General features: G+C 59.9%; 22 protein-coding genes and 1 pseudogene. 12 read left to right on the plus strand and 11 right to left on the minus strand.

Going from position 1 to position 22,569, the window contains the following annotated elements; all coding sequences use genetic code 11:
• Positions 1-18: 18 nt before the first annotated feature.
• The 7 genes from ACEN8Z_RS20330 to ACEN8Z_RS20360 form a co-directional block, all read right to left on the minus strand.
• Positions 19-1,059, minus strand: coding sequence for a GGDEF domain-containing protein (locus tag ACEN8Z_RS20330; RefSeq protein ID WP_495595440.1), 1,041 nt, complete (start codon positions 1,057-1,059; stop codon positions 19-21).
• Positions 1,060-1,184: 125 nt separating this feature from the next.
• The gene (locus tag ACEN8Z_RS20335) at positions 1,185-2,600 is read right to left on the minus strand and encodes a purine-cytosine permease family protein (protein ID WP_495595441.1); all 1,416 of its coding nucleotides are present in this window, start codon (positions 2,598-2,600) and stop codon (positions 1,185-1,187) included.
• Positions 2,601-3,367: 767 nt separating this feature from the next.
• Positions 3,368-4,408: an ABC transporter substrate-binding protein gene (locus ACEN8Z_RS20340; RefSeq protein WP_204930686.1), complete on the minus strand. Its 1,041-nt coding sequence runs from the start codon at positions 4,406-4,408 to the stop codon at positions 3,368-3,370.
• A 35-nt stretch (positions 4,409-4,443) separates the two neighbouring features.
• Complete coding sequence (argE, locus tag ACEN8Z_RS20345; RefSeq protein ID WP_495595442.1) at positions 4,444-5,613, minus strand: acetylornithine deacetylase; 1,170 nt, start codon at positions 5,611-5,613, stop codon at positions 4,444-4,446.
• Positions 5,606-6,280, minus strand: coding sequence for a DUF1028 domain-containing protein (locus tag ACEN8Z_RS20350; protein ID WP_495595443.1), 675 nt, complete (start codon positions 6,278-6,280; stop codon positions 5,606-5,608). Before ACEN8Z_RS20350 ends, argE begins: the two co-directional genes overlap by 8 nt.
• A gap of 10 nt (positions 6,281-6,290) precedes the next feature.
• A complete protein-coding gene (locus ACEN8Z_RS20355; RefSeq protein WP_003201555.1) occupies positions 6,291-6,701 on the minus strand; it encodes a RidA family protein in 411 nt (136 codons plus the stop codon).
• The gene (locus ACEN8Z_RS20360) at positions 6,701-8,062 is read right to left on the minus strand and encodes a flavin-containing monooxygenase (protein WP_495595444.1); all 1,362 of its coding nucleotides are present in this window, start codon (positions 8,060-8,062) and stop codon (positions 6,701-6,703) included. The genes ACEN8Z_RS20355 and ACEN8Z_RS20360 overlap by 1 nt, the downstream gene beginning before the upstream one ends.
• 274 nt (positions 8,063-8,336) lie before the next feature.
• On the opposite strand from ACEN8Z_RS20360, the gene ACEN8Z_RS20365 reads away from it, so the two are divergent.
• The 8 genes from ACEN8Z_RS20365 (at position 8,337) to ACEN8Z_RS20400 (ending at position 15,435) form a co-directional block, all read left to right on the plus strand.
• Entirely contained in the window at positions 8,337-9,713 is a 1,377-nt protein-coding gene (locus ACEN8Z_RS20365) for a pyridoxal-phosphate dependent enzyme (protein ID WP_442100662.1), read from the plus strand.
• Positions 9,710-10,888 (plus strand): trans-sulfuration enzyme family protein, encoded by a 1,179-nt coding sequence (locus ACEN8Z_RS20370; protein WP_495595445.1) that lies wholly within the window; start codon positions 9,710-9,712, stop codon positions 10,886-10,888. The genes ACEN8Z_RS20365 and ACEN8Z_RS20370 overlap by 4 nt, the downstream gene beginning before the upstream one ends.
• A 275-nt stretch (positions 10,889-11,163) precedes the next feature.
• On the plus strand, positions 11,164-12,015 hold the full coding sequence (locus tag ACEN8Z_RS20375; protein ID WP_108231096.1) for a putative selenate ABC transporter substrate-binding protein: 852 nt from the start codon (positions 11,164-11,166) through the stop codon (positions 12,013-12,015).
• Positions 12,012-12,809 (plus strand): phosphonate ABC transporter ATP-binding protein, encoded by a 798-nt coding sequence (locus tag ACEN8Z_RS20380; protein WP_495595446.1) that lies wholly within the window; start codon positions 12,012-12,014, stop codon positions 12,807-12,809. Before ACEN8Z_RS20375 ends, ACEN8Z_RS20380 begins: the two co-directional genes overlap by 4 nt.
• A complete protein-coding gene (locus ACEN8Z_RS20385) occupies positions 12,803-13,630 on the plus strand; it encodes a PhnE/PtxC family ABC transporter permease (RefSeq protein ID WP_495595447.1) in 828 nt (275 codons plus the stop codon). The genes ACEN8Z_RS20380 and ACEN8Z_RS20385 overlap by 7 nt, the downstream gene beginning before the upstream one ends.
• Entirely contained in the window at positions 13,627-14,394 is a 768-nt protein-coding gene (gene phnE / locus ACEN8Z_RS20390) for a phosphonate ABC transporter, permease protein PhnE (RefSeq protein WP_495595448.1), read from the plus strand. The genes ACEN8Z_RS20385 and phnE overlap by 4 nt, the downstream gene beginning before the upstream one ends.
• 260 nt (positions 14,395-14,654) lie before the next feature.
• Complete coding sequence (locus ACEN8Z_RS20395) at positions 14,655-15,134, plus strand: hypothetical protein (protein WP_495595449.1); 480 nt, start codon at positions 14,655-14,657, stop codon at positions 15,132-15,134.
• A 100-nt stretch (positions 15,135-15,234) separates the two neighbouring features.
• Positions 15,235-15,435 (plus strand): hypothetical protein, encoded by a 201-nt coding sequence (locus tag ACEN8Z_RS20400; protein WP_495595450.1) that lies wholly within the window; start codon positions 15,235-15,237, stop codon positions 15,433-15,435.
• 63 nt (positions 15,436-15,498) lie between these two features.
• Here ACEN8Z_RS20400 and ACEN8Z_RS20405 read toward each other — a convergent pair whose 3' ends face one another.
• Both ACEN8Z_RS20405 and ACEN8Z_RS20410 read right to left on the minus strand, forming a co-directional pair.
• Positions 15,499-15,876, minus strand: coding sequence for a c-type cytochrome (locus tag ACEN8Z_RS20405; protein WP_495595451.1), 378 nt, complete (start codon positions 15,874-15,876; stop codon positions 15,499-15,501).
• 172 nt (positions 15,877-16,048) lie between these two features.
• Positions 16,049-16,618 carry a DJ-1/PfpI family protein gene (locus ACEN8Z_RS20410; RefSeq protein WP_108231987.1) on the minus strand — a complete coding sequence of 190 codons (570 nt, stop codon included), beginning with the start codon at positions 16,616-16,618 and terminating at the stop codon, positions 16,049-16,051.
• Positions 16,619-16,947: 329 nt separating this feature from the next.
• On the opposite strand from ACEN8Z_RS20410, the gene ACEN8Z_RS20415 reads away from it, so the two are divergent.
• A complete protein-coding gene (locus ACEN8Z_RS20415) occupies positions 16,948-17,298 on the plus strand; it encodes a BON domain-containing protein (RefSeq protein ID WP_495595452.1) in 351 nt (116 codons plus the stop codon).
• Between the two features lie 263 nt (positions 17,299-17,561).
• Here the strand turns inward: ACEN8Z_RS20415 and ACEN8Z_RS20420 are convergent, their stop codons facing one another.
• A complete protein-coding gene (locus tag ACEN8Z_RS20420; RefSeq protein ID WP_495595453.1) occupies positions 17,562-18,488 on the minus strand; it encodes a LysR family transcriptional regulator in 927 nt (308 codons plus the stop codon).
• A 140-nt stretch (positions 18,489-18,628) separates the two neighbouring features.
• Between ACEN8Z_RS20420 and ACEN8Z_RS20425 the strand changes: the two genes are divergently transcribed.
• Together ACEN8Z_RS20425 and ACEN8Z_RS20430 are read left to right on the plus strand one after the other, a co-directional pair.
• On the plus strand, positions 18,629-20,188 hold the full coding sequence (locus ACEN8Z_RS20425) for an MFS transporter (RefSeq protein ID WP_495598169.1): 1,560 nt from the start codon (positions 18,629-18,631) through the stop codon (positions 20,186-20,188).
• Between the two features lie 342 nt (positions 20,189-20,530).
• Positions 20,531-20,749, plus strand: a pseudogene (locus tag ACEN8Z_RS20430) (transposase domain-containing protein); the annotation flags it as partial.
• Positions 20,750-20,925: 176 nt separating this feature from the next.
• Here the strand turns inward: ACEN8Z_RS20430 and ACEN8Z_RS20435 are convergent.
• Complete coding sequence (locus tag ACEN8Z_RS20435; RefSeq protein WP_495595454.1) at positions 20,926-21,315, minus strand: MerR family transcriptional regulator; 390 nt, start codon at positions 21,313-21,315, stop codon at positions 20,926-20,928.
• Between the two features lie 74 nt (positions 21,316-21,389).
• Here ACEN8Z_RS20435 and ACEN8Z_RS20440 point away from each other — a divergent pair, with 74 nt between their 5' ends.
• Positions 21,390-22,469: an SDR family oxidoreductase gene (locus ACEN8Z_RS20440; RefSeq protein ID WP_495595455.1), complete on the plus strand. Its 1,080-nt coding sequence runs from the start codon at positions 21,390-21,392 to the stop codon at positions 22,467-22,469.
• Positions 22,470-22,569 lie beyond the last annotated feature (100 nt).

The following is a 22,569-nucleotide window of genomic DNA, read 5'->3' on the forward strand; positions in this document are numbered from 1 at the left end:
AGTGACGGGTACGTCAGGCTACTGATGTACCTGATTACGCCCGTTGTGCTTGGCCTGGTACAGCGCGTCATCGGCGCGGGTCAGCAGACTCTCCGGAGTGTCGCCGGGTTGAGCATGGGCCACGCCGAACGAAGCGGTGATGGTGTCCAGCACGGTGTCGGTGCCTCGGGCCTTGACCCGCAGCGACTGGATTTTCAGACGCAGGCGCTCGGCAAAAGCGCCCGCAGCGGCCAGATCCGGACAATCCTTGAGCACGACACAGAACTCCTCACCACCGTAACGCGCCGCAAAGGCCTCGGCGGGCAGCGAATTACGCAACACTTGGGCGACATGCTGCAGCACGCGGTCGCCCAAGGGGTGGCCGTACTGGTCGTTGAATTGTTTGAAGTGGTCGATATCCAGCATCACCAACGCCACGCCGGTCGCCGCGTTGCTCATTGCCTGCTCAAGCTTGTGGTTGAAGGTGGTGCGGTTGAACAATTCGGTCAGGCCATCGAGGGTCGCGGCCAGTTGGGCGCGCTCCAGTTTGTCGCGCAGGCTTTTGATCTCATGCTGTGCCGATTGCAACTGGGCGAGGAAGTGCTCCTGCTGCCCCTGCATCAGCCGGGTGCTCTGTTGCAGCTGGATCAGGATGCTCGGCAAGCGCTCGCTGGCCGGCTCTTCAAGCATTTGCAGGTATTGACCAAGGCTGGCCTGGAAGTTCTGGTTACCTTTCACGCTGCGCGAAACATCGCGCTCCATGTCGTCGACCAGGTTGATCGCGTCCTGTTGCCCGGAACGGGCATCCGCCAGTTCATCGCGGATGATGTACTCGCGAAACAGTTTGGTGGCCGACTCCGGCGGGAAACAGTCGAAGTCGGCCACCACCCGGTCCAGGTGCCGATTGAGTTCCGGTTCCTGGCCTTTGCTGTAGGTGTACCAGAGCGCGTAGTGCACCGGGTTGGGCGGAATGTTGTGACGAACCATCAGCGGCACTGCCTGCTTGAGCAACGCCGCCGCCTCGCGGGAGTCTTCTGGATACAGCGCTAGAACAGTCGCACGCGTGTCGGATTGGCTCATGGCTTCACTGTGGTTGTTTTTATTTGGCGGTTGGTAAACGTGCTGAGCATAACCATACGCCTGAAAAACGGCCATCCCTGACGCTCACAACCGTTCAACCCGATACGCCGGCCCCGGATGCCCGATCAACCGTTGGTTGGCATCAACCCGACCATGTTCTGGCGCCGACGGTAAGCCGTATCACGGTTCGCCAGCCAGTAGTACAGCGGTGTGGTGACCAGCAGACCGACCAGCCACGACAGATCCGCACCATCGATATGCACCGCAACGGGGCCGGTGTAGATCGGCGTGTTCATGAACGGGATCTGCACCACGATGCCAATGCCGTAGGCCAGCAGCGCCTGCGGATTGAAGCGGCCATAGATGCCGCCGTCGACGCGGAAGATCGAGGCGATGTCGTAGTCGCCCTTGTGGATCGCGTAGAAGTCGATGAGGTTGATCGCGGTCCACGGCACCAGCACCACCAGCAAGGCCAGCACCAGGTCGACGAAATGCCCGATGAAATCCGCCGAGGCGCCAATGGCCGCTACGCAGCAACCGGCCAGGATGATCAGCGACAGCACCGCCCGGCTCGAAGCAGCCGGAATCCAGCGGTGGGCGAAGGTTTGCAGCAGGGTGATCACCGAGAGCACGGCGCCATACAGGTTCAGGGCGTTGTGGCTGATCACGCTGAGCAGGAACAGCACCAGCATCAACGGGCCGATGGCGCCGGTCGCGAGCTTCACCGCATCCATGGTGTCCATGCCGACGGGCGTGGCCAATACGGCAACGGCGCCGAACACGAAGGACAGGATCGAGCCCAGCGACGAGCCGAGGTAAGTCGCCCAGAAGGTCGAGCTGACCTTGACGTCCTTCGGCAGGTAGCGCGAGTAATCGGACACGTACGGCGCGAACGCGATTTGCCAGAGCGCCGCCAGCGACACCGTGGCCAGCCAGCCGGAAATGTTGAAACTGCCGCGGGTCAGGAAGTCGTCGGTCTGGACGTGGGTCAGGATGTAGCCGAAACCCAGCACGATGCCGAGGCCCAGCACCCAGGTGCCGATGCGATTGAGCACATGGATGAAGCGGTAGCCAATGATGCCGATGATCCCGGAGCCGAGGCCGCCGAGGACAATGCCGACCGATACTGGCACACTTTCGACCACACCATGCAGCGACTTGCCGGCCAGGACGATGTTGGAAGCGAAGAAACCGATGTACATCACGCCGGCAATCACCACCACCAGCAACGCGCCCAGCGAACCGAACTGCGCGCGGCTCTGGATCATCTGCGGAATGCCCATCTGCGGGCCTTGCGCCGAGTGCAGCGCCATCAACACACCGCCCACCAGATGGCCAACGATGATGGCGACAATGCCCCAGACCAGGTTCAGGTGAAACAGCTGCACGCCGAGCGCGCCGGTGACGATGGGTAACGGCGCGATGTTGCCGCCGAACCACAGGGTGAACAGATCTTTGACCTTTCCGTGGCGATCCTCAGGGGGGACGTACCCGATCGTGTGTTTCTCGATGAGCGGGGCGGATGAAGCGGTGGTGGACATGACGAACTCCAAGGCAAGGATGAGTACGTGTTCGTACTTCGGTGTGCGCAAGACGTACCTGCGCATTTCTTGTTGGAGGCGATCATGGACAAAGAGCGCGGGGAGGAAAATTACTTAATTTGTGCCTTTAAACCTTAAAAAATATTGCGCAGTAATGGCTATTTATCAGCAGGAAAAACCAATAAAAATCAGAACGACGAAATCCCTGTAGGAGCGAGCCTGCTCGCGATGGCGGTGGATCAGTCAACGACGATGTTGGATCTGATGGCCTCATCGCGAGCAAGCTCGCTCCCACAGGGTCCTCTGTACGCCACACTTTGTGGGAGCGGGCTTGCTCGCGAAGGCGGTGGATCAGTCAATGAAGATGTTGGATCTGATGGCCTCATCGCGAGCAAGCTCGCTCCCACGGGGTCCTGTGTGCGCCGTACTTTTGTAGGAGCGAGCCTGCTCGCGATGGCGGTGCATCAGTCAACGAAGATGTTGAAGCTGAGGGCCCCATCGCGAGCAGGCTCGCTCCCACGGGGTCCTGTGTACGCCACACTTTGTGGGAGCGGGCTTGCTCGCGAAGGCGGTGGATCAGTCAACGAAGATGTTGGATCTGATGGCCTCATCGCGAGCAAGCTCGCTCCCACAGGGTCCTGTGTGCGCCGTACTTTTGTGGGAGCGGGCTTGCTCGCGATGGCGGTGGATCAGTCGACGAAGATGTTGAAGCTGAGGGGCCCATCGCGAGCAAGCTCGCTCCTACAGGGGGTTATGCGGCGCCTGTATCAGCGGGCAGCCCAGGCATTGAAGCGCTGTTCAAGCTCCTCGCCGTGGTCGACCCAGAATTCCGCATCCACCGCCCGGGCACCGGCCAGGTTGGCTTCGGCGGTCGGCAGTTGCTCCTGCACGTCCTTTGGCAGCAATGGCAGGGTCTGGCGATGCACCGGCCCGTAAGGGATGGTTTCCGAGAACACTTTTTGCGTCTGCGGCTGGCTGGCAAAGGCGATGAAGTTTTCCGCCAACGCCTTGTTCGGCGTGCCTTTGACCACCGCCCAGTATTCCGGGTCGTACAGGCTCTGCGGCCAGACGATGCTCAGCTTCATGCCTTCCTTTTGCGCCGAGGCGATCCGGCCGTTGTAGGCCGCGCTCATCACCACGTCCCCGGCCACCAGCCACTGCGCCGGTTGTGCGCCCGCCTCCCACCACTGGATGTTCGGCTTGATCTGGTCGAGTTTGGCAAAGGCCCGCGTCACGCCTTGGGGCGTGTTCAAGACCTTGTACACGTCGTCCGCCTTGACGCCGTCGGCCAGCAACGCGATTTCCAGGGTGTACTTGGCACTCTTGCGCAGGCCGCGCTTGCCCGGGAAGTCGGCCACGTTCCAGAAGTCCGCCCAGGATTGCGGGGCCTTGGCCTGCTTGCTCTGGTCGTAGGCCATGACCATCGACCAGACGTAAGTGGCCACCCCGCATTCGGTCAGCGCACCCGGGACGAAGTTCGCCGAATCACCGAAGCGTCCCGCATCGAGCTTCTCGAACAGGCCCTCCTCGCAGCCGCGCAACAGCTCGGGGCTTTCGACTTCGACCACGTCCCAGCTGGTGTGACCGGCGGAGACCATGGCCTTGATCTTCGACAGCTCGCCGTTGTACTCACCGGCGATGATGTTGCCCGCGCCGCTGGCGTTAAAGGGCTGGAAATAGGCTTTATCCTGGGCCTGTTTGGTAGCACCACCGAAGGAAATCACGGTGAGGTCCTGGGGGGCCGCCCACGCACTGGCACTCAACAACGCCAGGGCAAACGGAACACTGCAACGCAAGGATCTGGACATGGATCGCTTCCTCGGGCCTTGTCAGCCCTTTGTTGTTATGGGTGTTCGGATTCACTCAAGTAAGCCGCCAGGCGATCCATCAAGCGGTCACAGGCCGCCATCTGATCAACGCTGACGAATTCATCGGGCTTGTGCCCCTGGTCCATGCTGCCGGGACCGCAGACCACTGACGCAATGCCGGCCTGGTCGAACAACCCGCCTTCGGTGCCAAAGGCCACGGTGCTGAACTCGTCGCTGCCGCACAGCTGGGCAATCAGCCGGGCGGCCGCACTGTCGGCGGGCGTCGCCAGGCCGGGATAGGTCGAAAGCTTTTCAAAACGAATGGAAGTGTCGGCTTTCACCGCCTGCATCGCCGGCAGCAAGGTTTGCTCGGCGTAATTTTGCAGCTCATTGGCGACCGCTTCCGGAGCAAAGTCCGGCAAGGCGCGCACTTCGAAATCAAAACGGCAATTCTCCGGCACGATGTTCAACGCCGTCCCACCGGAAATCACACCCACCTGCACCGTCGAGTACGCCGGATCGAAGCGCTCGTCGTGATACTGCGGCTCAGCCAGGCGCGTGCCGATCTCACCCAGTCGACCGATCAGCCGCGCAGCCTGCTCGATGGCGTTCACCCCATAAGGCGCGTAAGCCGAATGGCACGGCGCACCGTGTACGTGGCAACGCATTGCCAGTTTGCCCTTGTGACCAAGCACCGGTTTGAGCTCGGTCGGCTCGCCGATCAAACACAACGCCGGTGCCGGGATGCGTTGCGGCAGCACTTCCAGCAAACCGCGCACGCCGAGGCACCCGACCTCTTCGTCATAGGAAAACGCCAGGTGCACCGGGCGTTTTAAAGGGCTGGCGAGAAACATCGGCACAGCGGCCAGCACCGAGGCCAGATAGCCTTTCATGTCCGCCGTGCCGCGGCCGTAAAGCTTGCCGCCCGCCTCGCTCAGCCGGAACGGTTCGACCGTCCAGGCCTGGCCGTCCACCGGCACCACGTCGGTGTGCCCGGACAGCACAATACCGCCGGCCACACGCGGGCCGACCGTGGCCAACAGATTGGCCTTGGTCCGCTCGGCGTTGTAGATCAGTTCGCAATCCACGCCCAGTTCGTGCAGGTAGTCACGCACGAACTCGATCAGCTCCAGATTCGAATCGCGGCTGACCGTGGCGAACCCGATCAATCGCGCGAGCATGGCGCGGCTGCGCAACTCACTCATCGCCGGGCACTCCATAGCTCGGGGCCAGGGTCGGATTGAGGGCGCGGGTCAGATAGTCCTGCAATTGCGGCTCGTAGGCAGTCCACAGTTTGCCCAGCTCGCCAATCGGGTTTTCATCGGCCCAATCCACCCGCAGGTCGACAATCGGCCAGGTCAGGTCACCGACCACCGACAACGCCGCCGAGTGCACCGCGCCGGCTTCGCCGCCAGCGTCCTGCCCGGCCTGCAAGGCGTTCATCAGCCGGGTGGCGAGGCAGCCTTCGCTGGTTTCGAACGCCGCGACCATGGCTTCGATCACCGCGCTGCTGGCCAGCAGGTTACCGGCCGCCACGCATTGATCGCCGGCCAGCGCATTATGGCTGCCCAGCGCATGGTTACCGCTGAACACCGCCGTGCGTCCCTGTGCATCGACCACCGCCACCTGGCGGTATTGGCTGTAGCCATTGCGGGTCAATGAACGGTCCAGCGCCTGGGGCGGCGCCGAGCCGTTGGCCAGTTCATCGAGAATCTGCGGGCCAAGGGCCGGCAGCGTGATGTTCTGGCTCGACACCGCGCCGACCCCGGCACGCAGCCAGGGGCAGCGCGCACCGACGGCAATGCTCGAAGAGCTGATGGCAATGCCCAGCTGGCCGGTCTCGGCGCAGCGACCAACAATGGAAAAGGTCATGGCGAATTCCTTATTCAGGGATGACAGCGATCACATCAATTTCCATCAGCCACTGCGGCTGGCCGAGGGCACTGACCACCAGGCCGGTGGAAATCGGGAACACACCCTTGAGCCACTTGCCGACTTCCTGATACACCGGCTCGCGATAGCGCGGGTCGATCAGGTAGGTGGTGGTCTTGACGATGTGGCTCAGGTCGCTGCCCGCCTCTTCCAGCAGTTGCTTGACGTTGCGCATGGCCTGCTCGGCCTGGGCGCGCGGATCGCCGAGCCCCACCAGTTGACCGTTGAAATCGGTGCCGACCTGACCACGCACATACACCGTGTTGCCGGCACGCACGGCCTGGCACAGGTCGTTGTCGAGCGTCTGGTTCGGGTAGGTGTCTTTGGTGTTGAACATGCGGATGCGAGTATGAGTAGGCATTAACGAACTCCCATGAGGCTGGCTTTCTGAAGAGGTGCTCGGGCGGCGTCGGCTTGACGCTGGGTCGCATCCCGATAGTTGAGATAGGTGTGTTGTTTAACGATGTGATCGGCGATGTGCTTGGCGTCGTGCCAAACGCCCCAGATAAACGCGGAGCCACGACGGGACTGCCAAGGCAAACCGACGAAATACACCCCCGGCTCGGCCGACACGCCGCGCTGGTGCTGCGGTTTGCCGTTTTCCTTGAAGGCATCGACCTTCAGCCAGCTGTAATCGGTGGAGTAACCGGTGGCCCAGATGATCGTGGTCACGCCGGCCTTGACCAGGTCCAGTTCAAGGATTGGATTGGTCACGCAATCCGGGTCCGTCAGCATGGTCCGGGCTTCGGGTTCCAGCGGCAGGTCCAGGCCATTGCGTTCGATATAGGCGTCAGCCTTGTCGAGCAGCGCGAGGTAGTTTTCATCGCCGCGCTGGATATTGTCGGCGAGGTTGTTTTCGAAACTCACCACAGCGCCGTTGAACGATCGGGTCAGGCCGACCAGTGTCATGCCCTGGTGGGCCAACCGACGGAAGTCCACGGTGTGGCCGCCACGGGCACCGCTCACGGCGATGGTCACGTGCTCCTTGCCCGGCTGCATAGCCTCGGCATCCCACTCGCCGAGCACTCCCAGCCACCAGCAGAAATCGCGGTTGCGATAGGCACGCGGCGGACGGTCGTGGGCGCCCACCGACAGGTAAACCTGCTTGCCGGAACGTTGCAGCTCATCGGCGATCTGCACGCCCGAGGAACCGGCGCCCACTACCAGCACCGCGCCTTCGGCGAGTTGCTGCGGGTTGTAATATTGGGCGGAGTGAATCTGGGTGATACCGGCGATTTGCGGGGCAATCGGCGGGATTGCCGGGCGCTGGAACGGACCGGTGGCGACCACCACATGCCGGGCCTCGATCACGCCATCAGAGGTTTCAACAGTGAAGCCCGGACGATCAGTGTTGCGCTCCACTTTCCTGACTTCAACGCCAGTGCGGATCGGCGCGTTGAACTTGCGGGCGTAGGCCTCGAAGTACTCAGCCACCTGCTCTTTTCCGGCAAAGGCATCCGGGTCCAGACTGTCGAATTCCAGCCCCGGGAAACGGTCGTGCCACGCCGGACCGTTGGCCACCAGCGAATCCCAGCGGCCAGTGCGCCAGGCTTCGGCGATGCGATTGCGCTCCAGGACGAGGTGGGGTACGCCGAGCTTGCTCAGGTGTTCACTCATGGCCACGCCGGCCTGGCCGGCGCCAACAACAAGCGTATCAATTTCGGTTTTATCAACTGTCATGGCTGTGCACTTCTGAAAGGTGGTTTGATTCAGGTCGGTCATGGCTGCCGCCTCGATTCTGATCACTGTTGTTCTTCTGCTGCGGCTATCGGTGTCAGGGTGTTGGCCGCATTCTGTTCGGAGCCGGGAAATAGCGAAATTATGTTTTTTGTGGTTGCTGGCGAGGAAAAAGCGTCGAGGTGACCGGCTGGCCGTGCAAGGTTGCGGTCGACCCGATCCCGGCCTATGGTCCAAGCGATGCATTGCCCGCGACCGGCGCGAAGACCCGGCGCGGATTGCTGTCCATCCAGTGCGGATTCACGCAAGGAGTGATGACATGCCCGACAATTCCCGTCCTGCCGTACTCGAACTGATTGGCAATACCCCGCTGGTGCGCGTCAGCCGGTTCGATACCGGTCCGTGCACGCTGTTTCTCAAACTCGAATCCCAGAACCCCGGCGGTTCGATCAAGGACCGCATCGGTCTGGCGATGATCGACACCGCCGAACGCGATGGTCGCCTCAGGCCCGGCGGCACCATCGTCGAAGCCACTGCCGGCAATACCGGCCTCGGCCTGGCCCTGGTCGGCCGCGCCAAGGGTTACCGGGTGGTGCTGGTGGTGCCGGACAAGATGTCCACCGAGAAGGTCCTGCACCTCAAGGCCATGGGCGCCGAGGTACACATCACCCGCTCCGATGTCGGCAAGGGCCATCCCGAGTACTACCAGGATGTCGCCGCGCGACTGGCGGCGGAAATTCCCGATGCGTTCTTCGCCGACCAGTTCAACAACCCCGCCAACCCGCTGGCCCACGAATGCAGCACCGCGCCGGAGATCTGGGCGCAGACCCAGCATGATGTGGACGCCATCGTCGTCGGGGTCGGCTCGGCCGGTACGCTGACCGGCCTGACCCGCTTCTTCAAACGCGTGCAGCCGGACCTGGAAATGGTCCTGGCCGACCCGGTCGGTTCAGTGATGGCCGAATACAGCCGCGGTGGCACCCTCCCCACCCCCGGTTCCTGGGCGGTGGAGGGCATCGGCGAGGACTTCATTCCGTCGATTGCCGACCTGTCCAGCGTGCGCCACGCCTATTCGATCAGCGACGAAGAAAGCTTCGACCACGCCCGCCAGTTGCTGCGCGCCGAAGGCATTCTCGGCGGTTCCTCCACCGGCACCCTGCTGGCGGCGGCACTGCGTTACTGCCGCGAACAGACCGCGCCGAAGCGGGTGGTGAGCTTCGTCTGCGACACCGGTACGCGTTACCTGTCGAAGGTCTACAACGACCAGTGGATGAACGATCAGGGCTTGCTGCAACGCAAGCAGTACGGCGACCTGCGCGACCTGATCGCGCGGCGCTTCGAGGACGGCCGGGTGATCAGCGTCGGCCCCGATGACACCCTGCTCACCGCGTTCCAGCGCATGCGCCTGGCGGACGTGTCGCAACTGCCGGTGCTGGTGAACGGCAAACAACTGGTCGGCGTGATCGACGAGTCCGACATCCTGCTGGGGGTGCATGAGGACGCTGCACACTTCCGTAAAACCGTGGCGAGCGCCATGACCGACAAACTGCAAACCCTGCCACCCGCGGCCACGCTGGCGGAACTGGAAGCAGAGCTGGCCCGTGGACTGGTGGCAATCATTCAGGATGCCTCGGGCTTCCACGGCCTGATTACCCGAACCGACATGCTCAATCACCTGCGGAGATCCCTGCCATGAGTCAGCACGATGAAAACGCCCCGCCACGGGGCTTCGCCACCCGCGTGATCCATGCCGGGCAAACGCCGGACCCTTCGACCGGGGCGTTGATGCCGCCGATCTACGCCAACTCCACCTACCTGCAACAAAGCCCCGGTGTGCACAAAGGCCTGGATTACGGGCGCTCGCACAACCCGACGCGCTGGGCGCTGGAGCGCTGCGTGGCAGACCTCGAAGGCGGTACCCGGGCGTTCGCCTTCGCCTCGGGACTGGCGACCATTTCCACAGTGCTCGAACTGCTCGACGCCGGCTCGCACATCGTCTCGGGCAATGACTTGTACGGCGGCACCTTCCGCCTGTTCGACAAAGTGCGCCAGCGCAGCGCCGGGCACCGTTTCAGCTACGTCGACCTGACGGACCTGGCGGCGTTCGAGGCGTCCCTGCAAGACGACACTCGGATGGTAATGGTCGAGACACCGAGTAACCCCCTGCTGAACCTCGCCGACCTTGCCGCCATCGCCCGCACCTGCCGCGCACGCGGCATCATCTGCGTGGCCGACAACACCTTCGCCAGCCCGTGGATCCAGCGCCCGCTGGAACTGGGTTTCGACATCGTGCTGCACTCAACCACCAAATACCTCAACGGCCATTCCGACGTGATCGGCGGCATCGCCGTGGTCGGGCAGAACGCCGAACTGGCCGAGCGCCTGGGTTTCCTGCAAAACGCGGTCGGCGCCATCGCCGGCCCGTTCGACGCCTTCCTCACCCTGCGCGGGGTGAAGACCCTGGCGCTGCGCATGGAGCGGCATTGCAGCAACGCGCTGGATCTGGCGCAATGGCTGGAGCGTCAGCCACAAGTCTCAAGGGTCTACTACCCTGGCCTGCCGTCACACCCGCAACACGAACTGGCCCAACGGCAAATGCACGGTTTCGGCGGGATGATTTCCCTCGACCTCAACAGCGACCTGGCTGGCACCAAACGCTTCCTCGAGAGCGTGCAGATCTTCGCCCTGGCCGAAAGCCTGGGCGGCGTGGAAAGCCTGATCGAACACCCGGCGATCATGACCCACGCCACCATTCCAGCCGCCACCCGGGCACAATTGGGTATCGGTGACGGGTTGGTGCGGTTGTCGGTGGGGGTCGAGGATGTGGAAGACTTGCGTGCTGATCTGGCGCAGGCGTTGGCAAGGATGTAAGCAACCTGAATTGTGGGACACCGCAATTCCTGTGGGAGCGAGCTTGCTCGCGAAAGCGGTGTGTCAGTCAACGTCATTGCCGACTGATCCACCGCCATCGCGAGCAAGCTCGCTCCCACAGGTCTTTTTAGCCTTAAGCCCTGTTGCAAGGCTGGTCAAGCACGCAAGACCCCCTATAATCGCGGCGTTTTCGTCTACCCTCACGAAGCGTCGTGCAGCAATCAGCTTGTGCGGGGCGCATCGACATTTTTCCGCTATTGAACCGGAGAACTTCCATGCTCAAACGTACCCTGGCCTTGGCCGTTGGCCTGACCCTGTCCTTTTCCACCCTGCTGGCACAGGCTGCCGAGACCCTCAAGGTCAGCGCCATTCCTGATGAAGCCCCCACCGAACTGCTGCGCAAGTTCAAGCCACTGGGCGAATATCTGGAGCAACAACTGGGCATGAAAGTCGAGTTCGTGCCGGTGTCCGACTACCCGGCGGTGGTCGAGGCGCTGGCCACCGACCGCATCGACATGGCCTGGCTGGGCGGTTTCACCTTCGTGCAGGCGCGCCTGAAAACCGGCAATGCCATTCCATTGGTACAGCGTGAGCAGGACGCCCAGTTCACCAGCAAATTCATCACCGCCGACCCGGCCGTCAAGTCGCTGGCCGACCTCAAGGGCAAGTCCTTTGCTTTCGGTTCGGTGTCTTCCACTTCCGGCAGCTTGATGCCGCGTTATTTCATGCTCAAGGACGGCATCAAGCCGGAAAGCTATTTCAGTCGCGTCGGTTACTCCGGCGCACACGACGCCACGGTTGCCTGGGTTCAGGCAGGCAAAGTGGACGCCGGCGTACTCAATGCCAGCGTCTGGGCAAAACTGGTCGCGGCCGGCAAGGTCGACACCGACAAGGTCAAGGTCTTCGCCACCACGCCGGCCTACTTCGACTACAACTGGACCGTGCGCGGCACCCTCGACCCGGCCCTTGCCGATAAAATCAAGGTGGCCTTCCTCGCGCTCGACCCGGCCAACCCGGAGCAAAAAGCGATTCTGGACCTGCAAGCCGCCAGCCGCTTCATCGAGACCAAGCCTGAGAACTACAAGGGCATCGAGGAAGCCGCGCGCGCTGCCGACCTGCTGAAATGACACTGCATCTGAACCGGGTCAGCCTCACCCACGGCAATGACGTGCGTGCGCTGCATGAGATCGACCTGCACATCGGCGCCGGTGAGCAGGTGGCGATCATCGGTCCGTCCGGCGCCGGCAAGTCGAGCTTGCTCAACGTGCTGGCCACCGCGTTGCGCCCGGACAACGGCGCGGTCGAGGTACTCGGCGAGCACGCCTGGCAGCTGGGTGCGCATCGGCGCCAGCAGCTGCGGGCGCGCATCGGCCTGGTTCACCAGGCGCCACCACTGCCACCGCGCCAGCGAGTGGTCACCGCGGTACTGGCCGGAAAACTGGGCCAGTGGGGCTTTGCCAAAAGCCTGCTGAGCCTGCTGCATCCGGTGGACGTACCTGGTGCGCGTGCGGCCCTGCTTAAACTCGACCTGGGCGACAAACTGTTCGCCCAGTGCCAGCAATTGTCCGGCGGCCAACTGCAGCGCGTGGGCATTGCCCGCGTGCTGTACCAGGCGCCCGAAGTGCTGCTGGCCGATGAGCCGGTGTCGGCGATGGACCCTGTACTGGCCGGCCACACCCTGTCAGTCCTCTGCCGCCACGCGCAGGAACACAACGTGACACTGGTCGCCAGCCTGCATGCGGTGGAGCTGGCCCTGGCGCACTTTTCACGCATCATCGGTTTGCGTGACGGTCAGATCCTGTTCGATCTTCCCGCCAGCGACGTCGACCACGAATTGCTCGACAAGCTCTACGCCAACGAGCAACTGCTATCACCGCCCGTTCCGGTGGTGCCCTTGATCCTGCAGATTCCCCGATGCTGACGCGCGATACACGAGACCCGGCCACCCTGCCTCGCCTGCTGCTCAGTCTGTTGGCGCTTGCCCTGCTGTGGCCCGGCATCCATTTCAGCGAACTGGACCTGGGTGTCCTGCTCAAGGCTGACAGCCAGAGTGAGATGGGCCGGTTTGTCTCAGCCTTCTGGCCGCCGGCCCATGGCGAAGAGTTCCTTCAGCTGCTGTGGCAAGCCACCTTGCAGACCCTGGCCATCGCCACCGCCGGCATGGCCCTGGCCTTGCTGTTGGCTGTGCCCGCCAGCCTGCTGGCCAGCCGGGCGCTGTCGCTGTCGGCCGCTTCGCGCAGCGGTCGCCCGAGCGTCCCGGGCCGACTGTTGCGTTGGCCGGTGCGCGGGTTGCTGATCTTCCTGCGCAGCGTGCCGGAAATCGTCTGGGCCTTGCTGTTCGTACGCGCCGTCGGCCTCGGCCCGACGGCCGGGGTGCTGGCCATTGCCATCACCTACAGCGGCATGCTGGGCAAGGTCTATGCGGAGATTTTCGAGTCGGTCGACCAGCGACCGGCCCATGCACTGCTACAGGCCGGCAGTGCTCGGTTGACGGCCTTCTGCTACGGCATCCTGCCCAATGTCGCGGCGGAATTGCTGTCGTACACGGTGTATCGCTGGGAATGCGCGATTCGCGCGTCCGTGGTGATGGGCTTCGTCGGCGCCGGCGGGTTGGGCCAGCAGATCGACCTGTCGTTGCGCATGTTCGCCGGCGGTGAAGTGGCGAGCATGTTGCTGACCTTTTTCGTCCTGGTGCTGTTCGCCGATCAGATCAGCCGCCTGCTGCGCTGGAGGTTCGCATGAATCGCCTGATCAACCTGCTGCTGATCCTGTGCATCGTTGCGGCGGTCGTCGCCTCGTTCAGCTACCTGGGCATCGACCTCGGTGAACTGGCTGGCAGCAGCAACCTGAAGCAGATGGGTGCCTACGTGCTGCGCTTTCTCAGCCCGGACCTGAGCGCCGGCCACCTGCAAGCCATCGGCCGTGGCGCCGTGGAAACCATGGCGATGTCGGCCCTCGGCACCCTGCTCGCGGCGGTGTTTGGCCTGCTGTTGGCGCTGCCGGCGGCCGGGCGCTTCGGCTGGCTGTTGCAGAGCGCGTCGCGTCTTGTGCTCAATGGCCTGCGCGCCATTCCCGAACTGGTGTGGGCCGCGTTGATGGTGCTGGCCGCCGGACTCGGGCCGAACGCCGGTACCCTGGCACTGGCCATGCACACCACCGGAGTACTCGGCCGTCTGTTCGCCGAAGCACTGGAAAACACCCCGCCGCAACCGGCCGAAGCCATCCGCTTGCAGGGCGGCAACGTCGTCTGGGCCTTCTGCTACGGCACCCTGCCCAACCTGTTTCCGCAACTGCTGGCGTACATCCTGTACCGCTGGGAAAACAACATCCGCATGGCCAGCGTGCTGGGTTTCGTCGGTGCCGGCGGTTTGGGGCAGATGCTCTATGTCAGCCTCAGCCTGTTCCAGGAGGCCCAGGCCAGCACGGTGATCCTCGCCATGTTGCTGCTGGTGTTCGCCGTTGATGGATTGAGCAGTTGGAGTCGCCAGCGCTGGGTCAAGGCGTGATGGGGAATTGCATAGACTTGCTCACCTGATTGCATTCGAACTGAGCAACCATTTGTAGCCGGTGGCGCAAGGCAATAAACGGCCAAAGGCAGTCCGTCGTGGAGCCTGAAAAGCTGGCGCGATTCAAGTTTCCTCAACCAGGGTATTCAACGTTTCACCGTGCTCAAACCACCTGCTGCAGCAGTGGTCACTAAGTGGCACAACCTCCGGGATGAAACTACGCTGACGAAACACTTATTTCGCTCCTAAGGAGCAGGAAAATGAAAAGGATTTCTTCTGCCACTCTCCTGCTCACAATGCTCGTCGCGCTTTCCAATACAGTGTCTGCTGAAACACCCTCCCATAAGGATGCTCGCACATTCGTTGCCCAGGCACAGATAGGCAGTAACCTCTCTATCCTTGCACTTTCGGCAGCGAAAAGAACGAACACCTACGCGATGATCGCCACAAAGCTGGGAAGTGCAGATGCAAGCAATGCCGTGTCTGGTGAAATCAATGCATTGCTGCCGCAGTATCAGCCTCAGTGGGATGAAAACCTTGCAGCTGCCTATGAAAAGTCATTCTCTCAAGAAGAGTTGTCATCACTCGTATCTGAAGGCCGCGCATCAAAATACGCGGGAAAAGTGAAAGAACAGCAATTCGAAATTGGTAGAGATATGCAGTCGAGTTCCCAGCCAATTCTGATTGCCCTTGTCACCGAGGCGCTTAAGGCTACCCTGTCCAAATACATCCCGAAATAGACTGTAAAACAGGGGTCCACCGAGGCAAGACAAATCCGTTAGAAAAACATCTTGGCGAAGGTATGAGAGAGCGACAATCAGACGGTGTCAAGGAGAGCGTATGCGTAATCCATCAACTTCAGATCTTGTGCAGGCAATTGCTCGTGATGCTTTTTTTCGAAGGTGGATAGTGTGGCTTCCATTATTCTTTACGTCTGTAATTGTTTTTGGTGGGTCCAGTGAAGACGTTATGGGGATTCAATGGGTGGCGGAGCTTGCCGGGATCGTCGAAGCCAATAGTTCGACAGGCTCACCGGCATAGCCCCACAAGCACTCAAACCTGAAACGGCTTTTAGATTTTTGTGCCTGCCTCTCATCTCAAAAATCATCGATTTTTTGAAATCACACCACCCATATATTGATTTAAATCGCGCAGATCTTTAACCCTCCATGAGAACGGCGCCAGCTTTACATCATTCTCTCGCAAAGTTCTTGGAATCAAGTCTCCATTTGGGCGAAGTATTATCGACGATACAATTACGCCCGGATAATCATTTAATCGCTTCTTGAAAGCGGATGTTGTCAGATCAGGTGTAGGAGGATTGCTTTTATTAGCCAATGGCCCTGTTGCTTTGAGATCTATTCCGTGGCACATGGCGCATCGCTGTAAATAGAGGTTTTTTCCATTAACATTATCCGCGAAGGATAGTGATGTTTGAATTAGCGATAAAATTCCTAGCGAAGCAATGAGTAATATTTTCATTGTTTTTATCTTCCTTGATCGGATCTGCGTCGATTGGACGCGATTTGGTGCGCGGGAAAGCTATCAGCCATCGTGTCGGCACACACAGTCATTTCTGATACCCATTGAATCCACAGCCATGAGCGGCCACTCGAACACATCACCTGATCGGCTGTTTTGCAGGACGAAGCGGTCACCCATGTTCCGCTGCCAACATTGACCTGAACTGAGAAATGATCTCTGAAGATAGCCCGGCACCTTCGAACACTGCGCAGGTGAAGCTAACGGGCGCAGGGCCTGGAGCAGTTATAATGCGGTCCGCAACTACCGCTACTGGACTGCTTCGATAAAACGTGCGCCCCTCATAACCTACGGCATTCTGTTGTAAGAAGTCGGCGCTGTTCGAGGTATGAGGAACCGAGTCGAGAAGCCCGGCCCTCGCAAGTGCCAGCGTTCCCCCACAGATACCGGCAATAGTCGCCCCACTTGAGCGACTGGCATGCAGAAAGTCTCGAATATCCGGTGCTTCTGCACGCTCCCAGACCATTCCTCCAATGACGACAACAACGTCCGGTTTCCAGTCCAGGCATTGCTGCAAACTGCTATCGACAGTTACAGCCAATCCGCCCTGCGAGCGGAACTGCCCCGTAGCAGAAGCGAAAAATCTGACATCGATCCCGTAAAACGGGGACGCAGTTCCAGCAATGAAAGCGTATTCCCAGTCCGCAAAACCGGGTGTCAGTATCAAACCCACACGTGCCATCAGTCAGAATCCTCCTTGAATACCAATAACATAGGGTGATAACAAACAGACATCAAGGACTGCTTCGGGTTGATCAGGGCTGATCGCAATAAGGACTGTCTGGAGTGCTCTGTAGGTGTTGCGCCTGGCACAGAGCGACCAAGGCGGACGTTCACGGGGGCAGCGCTCTGACCGCAGGCAACGGCCGTACTATAATTAATGTCTGTCAATGTTTGCGTGGCGAACGCTCCAAAACGAATCAGGTATCCATAGCGTTCACCTGGCAGGCAGAGGGCAGCACAGCAAATGGGATGGACAGTACGTCTGATTACGCGAGAGAGGGTTCAGCCATGAAAATTCACGACTTCCAGCATTACTCTCATGGTCTGGAAATGGCCGTTCACGATGCATGGATTACCGCCAAGGTGAAGTCGGCCCTGGCATTTTCCGATCCGACCCTTAGCCTGCATATCAATGTCAAAACCCATGCGGGCGTAGTGGGGTTAAGCGGCCGCGTCAACACTCATAGACAGTGTGAACAGGCCATTGGTCTGGCCCGTTCGGTTCATGGTGTCACCGAAGTCGATGCCAGCGACTTGCAGACCCATGTGTTCACGCCAGGGAGTTTTCCAGAAGCGCCCAACGCCGAAGAGAGCACTGAGCGCCGGCCACAATCGTCAACAAAGATGGACGACAAATGATAATGGCAACTTTGTAGGCGCCGCGCTCCCAGTCGGGAACCGAGGGCGCAGGGAAGCTGAATGCCTGTGTGCCCAGAGTGAATCGCCCATGGTTTCGTGGACATTTCCGACTGGCTGCTTATGGCCCAGGGTGTGTAAAAACGAAAACCGTCAGAATCGATTGTTGCCTGTCACGACCGGCTGAAAACGACCCACAGCGGACGGTCAGCGATCACAGGCACGGCCGCAACTACCCGTAAGGACGGCGCCGTTGCGACCGCGCTTCATGAGCGAGTTGCAGATGGGCTATCAGCGGAAGGAATGGCAAACAGATGCTCAGCGGCAAAGTCCACGAACACGCGGATTTTCGGTGAGAGATGGCGGCTGGAAGGCCACAACGCCCAGAACTGCCCTTGATCATCGCTGTGCCCGTCAAGCACCGTTTCCAGGCGCCCTTGGGCGATAGCTTCGCGGGCCAGGAAGTCTGGGACAAACGCGATACCGTGCCCATCCACCACGGCCATCAGCATGGCTTCCATATTATTCAATGTCAGCGCGGTCGGCAGGCGCAACTGTGTGAACGCAGGATCCGACGACATGCTCCAGTCCATTATTTTACCCGTAGTGACGAATCGGTAACGCAAGCACTCGTGGTGCTCAAGGTCACTGGGGGTAACGGGCCACCCCTTGCGGCGCAGATAGTCAGGCGATGCGCACAGGACAAACCTAAAAGGCCCCAGCTTGCGGGCCATCAGTTTGGAGTCGGCCTGCCCGCCGCTGCGAATCACCACGTCAAAGCCTTCATCGATCACATCCACCAACTGGTCGTTGAAGTCCAGTTCCAGTTCAATCTCCGGATAGGTTTTGCGGAACCGCGCCATATGGGGCAAGAGAAAGCGATAACCGATGGTGGGCAAGCTGACGCGTAATTTTCCACGGGGTTCCTGTGTGGCATGGGAAAGCATTGCCCGGGCATCTTGAAGATCGTCGAGGATCTTGCGGCAGCGTTCATAGAACAACTGTCCCTCCGCAGTCAGGCTGACTTTGCGGGTGCTGCGGTGCAATAACCGCACATTCAGCGAAGCCTCAAGTTTGGCGACGTTTTTGCCCACGGCCGAGGCAGAAATCCCCAACGCCCTGGCGGCGCTGATGAAACTGAGCGCCTCGGCGGTTTTTACGAATGAGATCACCCCACTAAGACTGTCCACCACTCGATTACATCCTTTTGGTTCATTATAAGTGGAATAAAAGCCCGATTATCTTTGATTGTATCCCAACTAGAGTGTACGAACGATCGCGCGCCTCGGCCTGGACAGCACGGATACTTCATAGATATGCAGGGAATCACCTAATGAACTCAGCTACCGAACCGCTGCCGGCCCATGGCCGGCACTCCATCTTGGCTGCAATTTGCCTCGCCGCCTTGGTATTGCCCATGAGCTTTACCGGCGGGGCAGTGGCCACGCCGTTCATTGGTCAAACCTTTGATGCCCATCCCACGGAACTGGCCTGGATCACCAATGCCTTCATGCTTAGCTTCGGCAGCCTGCTGATGGCCGCCGGCACCCTCGCTGACCTCTACGGACGCAAGCGACTGTTCATGTGCGGCATGGCGTTGTTTGCACTGGTGTCGATCCTGTTGGCGACGGTCCCCGATATTTTCTGGCTGGACCTGTTGCGTGGCGTGCAAGGCATTGCCGCGGCGGCAGCCCTGGCCAGCGGTTCGGCGGCGTTGGCGCAGGAGTTTGATGGGCATGCCAGAACTCGTGCTTTCAGCCTTCTGGGCACCACTTTCGGGGTTGGCCTGGCCTTCGGTCCGTTGTTATCGGGGTTGCTGATTCAGTACTTGGGCTGGCGCGCAATTTTTCTTTGCACGGCCCTGCTCGCCATCCTTTCTTTGATATTTGCCCTGCCGAAAATGCGCGAAAGCCGCGACCCGCAAGCACAACGTCTGGATACGCCCGGCGTGCTGACGTTTTCCGGCCTGTTGATCACGTTTACCACGGCGGTGATCCTGGCACCTGAGCAAGGCTGGGGCTCGCCGGTCATCCATGTGCTGCTTGGCGCGTCGGCGGTCTTTTTGCTGCTGTTTATCATTGTTGAAAATCGGGCAAAACATCCGATGCTGGAACTGGGGCTATTTCTGTTTCCGCGCTTTGTCGGTGTACAGATCCTGCCGATCGGCACCTGCTATTGCTACATCGTCTTGATCGTATTGCTGCCGTTTCGGTTTATCGGCGTGGAAGGGGCCAGTGCCTTTGAAGCAGGGCTGATGATGTTGGCACTCTCCGCCCCGATGCTGATTGTCCCGATCATTGCCGCGTCGCTGACTCGCTGGTTGTCGGCGGGCGTACTCTGCGCAATCGGCTTCGTGATCGCCGCTGCCGGGCTCTACTGGCTGAGTGAGATCCCGGTCGGCGCGCACGCGCAAATCATCGCGGCCATGCTGGTGACCGGTATCGGTACAGGCCTGCCCTGGGGCTTGATGGATGGTTTGTCGATCAGCGTGATCCCTAAGGAACGGGCCGGGATGGCCGCCGGTATTTTCAACACGACGCGAGTAGCCAGCGAAGGTGTCGCCCTGGCAATCACTGTTGCGGTGCTGACAGCCCTGGTCGCACACCATCTGAGCATCAGTGACTCAGCCAAACTGTCCGCCGTTGACTATTCAACTATCGCGCAACGCCTGGTGATGGGTGATATCCAGCACGCGAGCACCGACGCCAGCCAAATCCCGCTGACGGTGCTGCGCTCGGCCTATACCGCAGGGTTCAACACCTTGTTGCAGCTGCTGGCGATGTTCACGCTGTTCACTGCCGCCGTTGTCTTTCTATTCCTGAGGCGCCGAAGCGAACTCGGCTTCGGCGCCGAATCCGCGCCCAACGTCGCCAGCCTCACATCGGATACCTGAAAGCCGCTTTGGAGTCATGCCTGATGTCGCCCAACCCCAGCGGTACAACGGTGTGCAGCAACAGGTGCGCTGTGACTTCTAAAGCGACATCGATAGGCCGCTATTGGCCGATTCTGTTGAAAAAGTCGGTTCTTCCGGATGGCCCGCATATCGACCGCTGAAAACGCCTTTTTTGCGCGCCACTACGCGAAACCCGGGCCGGGAATCCTCTGCTCAATGTAAAGATTTCAATCTCAAGCGCGTACTTTTCTACTGTGGAAACCATTGCCGACTTTTTCAACAGCATCAACCAAAAGCAGACATCATGTGTCTAGCAAATCCGGAGCAATTCACTGATGTGGAAATCAAATCCGGCCATGGGCTTTCGGGCGTTCAAACTGGCTATTCGCGGGCTCCTTGTGCAGCGGCAAACGTGCGGCTGCGATTATGGGTTTGAACCAGTCGGCACGGTTTAACGGCCATGTTCCGTATGCGTATTTAAAGGGCGTGCTCATGCGACTGCCGATGCAGCGGCCGAGCGAGATTATCGAGTTGCTGCCACATAGATGGGCGCCCGTTTAACTACACAAGGTCTTTTGGGCGGACGCTTACTGTCTAGTGGCCTGTACGGTTAATTTGAGTACTCGAATTAGCCACACAGGCCACTAGGGCCTGGCCACAAGGTTTTAGAAAATGCGTAAGCGATGGGCTTGAAACTGGAAGCAGGCTGCAGCTTCCGTTTCCCGGATGCTGACAGTTCAGTTGGAAGAGTTGTTCAGCTGCTGAAGCTCAAGTTGCTTGGCAGCACTGGCTTCGAGGTTTGCACGCTCTTCATCCAGATACCAATAAATGCTTTGGAAGTTGGCGATTTTCTGTTTGATTTCCGCCATCTTCTTTTCAATTAGCTTAGCGCCGTCAGCACAATCGATCAGCTTGTTCCGCTGCGCCTCCAGAATCTCGCCTATTTCCCCCAGGGAAAACCCCATGCTTTGCGCGCGCTGGATAAAGTCCAGATCCTGCAGAGTTTGCGCTGTGTAAACGCGATAGTTGTTAGTTTGCCGCAGCGGTGAGATCAGGCCGATTTGCTCGTAGTAACGCAGCGTATGGCGGCTGGCGCCGCTGCGGGCCTCGAGTTCGCCGATTTTCATGAAAACACCGCTTGACTATAGAGTTGGGTCGATAGTTTACGCTTGATTTCTCACCTTAAACAAGGAGCAAGGAAATGAGCGTGGAGTGCTTTGTCACGGGGGGCACCGGCTTCATCGGTCAACATTTGGTGGCGTACCTGAGTGCAAAAGGTCACACCATTCGGGTGTTGATGCGTCGCCCAGAGCGACTAGCTGCACTGCGGGAGCAAGTCGACAATTTGGGAGGGTGTGCAACCCGGGTATTTGCCGTAGCTGGCGATCTGGAACGGGACAACCTCGGGCTGAGTCTTGCTGACCGAGAAGTTGTAAGGCACGCCAGAGTCATATTCCACCTGGGCGCCCACTTCGCATGGGGGCTTTCAGTGGAGCATTCTCGTGCGGTGAATGTGGAAGGGGCAAAGCGCGTGGCGCTGTTGGCGGCTGAGCAAAAAAGCCGGTTAGTGATGATCGGCGGCTACATGCTGAAAAATCATGAACATCTGCAACGCATCGGAATTGATCCTCGTTATCCGGAGCTGACGAATTGGCCTGCCGTCTACCGACATGTCGGTGGTTACGAGGGGAGCAAGCTGGAGGCGCATTTTGCGACCCTGGAGGTCATGTCCACCAAGGGCGGAGAGATTACCGTTGTCCACCCCGCGACGGTTTGTGGCCACAGCCGCACGGGGCATATCCTTGACGGTCAGCCGCTGGTGGAGCTGATACGCAACCTTGTGCAGAGAAAGCTGACTGCAGTGCCCGGTACCGCCGAGCACTGGCTGCCACTGGTCACCGTGGATTACCTGGTTGAGCTGATGGCGGTTTGTGCTTTTGATCCTGCCATGGCGGGCCAGGAACTGCTGGCGCTTGATGACCAAACTCCCAACTTGCGAGAACTCCTGGTACAGGTGGCACAACCTTTGGGCTTAAAGTCTCCCAAGCATTACATTTCACTCCGATTGCTGAAGTTGCTACTGAGTATTCCTCCCGTCGCGCGTTTTTTGAATACAAAACCCGAAGCCTTGGACTTTATCCAGACCACTCGTTTTGATACAGCGGCGGTCGAGCAATTTGCCAACAGGCATGGAATAGCCAAACCGGATATACGTCAGTCTTTGCAGCACACTGCAACGTTCGTCAACTCATATTGCATAGCCAAGGGCCAGGCCCTCTGACTTCTCCCTTGGCGGTGACAAGAAGGCGAATAGCATCCTACTGGGCGATCCAGCTTATGCCACAATAAATACTGGGGTTGGTCGGATCTTCGTATCCTCA

It is taken from the genome of Pseudomonas sp. Pseusp10 (genome assembly GCF_059492225.1).

Excerpts from the sequence above, each read along its gene's own strand:
- ACEN8Z_RS20330 (WP_495595440.1), bottom strand. The coding sequence starts at position 1,059 with ATGAGCCAATCCGACACGCGTGCGACTGTTCTAGCGCTGTATCCAGAA.
- ACEN8Z_RS20335 (WP_495595441.1), bottom strand. The coding sequence starts at position 2,600 with ATGTCCACCACCGCTTCATCCGCCCCGCTCATCGAGAAACACACGATC.
- ACEN8Z_RS20340 (WP_204930686.1), bottom strand. The coding sequence starts at position 4,408 with ATGTCCAGATCCTTGCGTTGCAGTGTTCCGTTTGCCCTGGCGTTGTTG.
- argE (WP_495595442.1), bottom strand. The coding sequence starts at position 5,613 with ATGAGTGAGTTGCGCAGCCGCGCCATGCTCGCGCGATTGATCGGGTTC.
- ACEN8Z_RS20350 (WP_495595443.1), bottom strand. The coding sequence starts at position 6,280 with ATGACCTTTTCCATTGTTGGTCGCTGCGCCGAGACCGGCCAGCTGGGC.
- ACEN8Z_RS20355 (WP_003201555.1), bottom strand. The coding sequence starts at position 6,701 with ATGCCTACTCATACTCGCATCCGCATGTTCAACACCAAAGACACCTAC.
- ACEN8Z_RS20360 (WP_495595444.1), bottom strand. The coding sequence starts at position 8,062 with ATGACCGACCTGAATCAAACCACCTTTCAGAAGTGCACAGCCATGACA.
- ACEN8Z_RS20365 (WP_442100662.1), top strand. The coding sequence starts at position 8,337 with ATGCCCGACAATTCCCGTCCTGCCGTACTCGAACTGATTGGCAATACC.
- ACEN8Z_RS20370 (WP_495595445.1), top strand. The coding sequence starts at position 9,710 with ATGAGTCAGCACGATGAAAACGCCCCGCCACGGGGCTTCGCCACCCGC.
- ACEN8Z_RS20375 (WP_108231096.1), top strand. The coding sequence starts at position 11,164 with ATGCTCAAACGTACCCTGGCCTTGGCCGTTGGCCTGACCCTGTCCTTT.
- ACEN8Z_RS20380 (WP_495595446.1), top strand. The coding sequence starts at position 12,012 with ATGACACTGCATCTGAACCGGGTCAGCCTCACCCACGGCAATGACGTG.
- ACEN8Z_RS20385 (WP_495595447.1), top strand. The coding sequence starts at position 12,803 with ATGCTGACGCGCGATACACGAGACCCGGCCACCCTGCCTCGCCTGCTG.
- phnE (WP_495595448.1), top strand. The coding sequence starts at position 13,627 with ATGAATCGCCTGATCAACCTGCTGCTGATCCTGTGCATCGTTGCGGCG.
- ACEN8Z_RS20395 (WP_495595449.1), top strand. The coding sequence starts at position 14,655 with ATGAAAAGGATTTCTTCTGCCACTCTCCTGCTCACAATGCTCGTCGCG.
- ACEN8Z_RS20400 (WP_495595450.1), top strand. The coding sequence starts at position 15,235 with ATGCGTAATCCATCAACTTCAGATCTTGTGCAGGCAATTGCTCGTGAT.
- ACEN8Z_RS20405 (WP_495595451.1), bottom strand. The coding sequence starts at position 15,876 with ATGAAAATATTACTCATTGCTTCGCTAGGAATTTTATCGCTAATTCAA.
- ACEN8Z_RS20410 (WP_108231987.1), bottom strand. The coding sequence starts at position 16,618 with ATGGCACGTGTGGGTTTGATACTGACACCCGGTTTTGCGGACTGGGAA.
- ACEN8Z_RS20415 (WP_495595452.1), top strand. The coding sequence starts at position 16,948 with ATGAAAATTCACGACTTCCAGCATTACTCTCATGGTCTGGAAATGGCC.
- ACEN8Z_RS20425 (WP_495598169.1), top strand. The coding sequence starts at position 18,629 with ATGAACTCAGCTACCGAACCGCTGCCGGCCCATGGCCGGCACTCCATC.
- ACEN8Z_RS20435 (WP_495595454.1), bottom strand. The coding sequence starts at position 21,315 with ATGAAAATCGGCGAACTCGAGGCCCGCAGCGGCGCCAGCCGCCATACG.
- ACEN8Z_RS20440 (WP_495595455.1), top strand. The coding sequence starts at position 21,390 with ATGAGCGTGGAGTGCTTTGTCACGGGGGGCACCGGCTTCATCGGTCAA.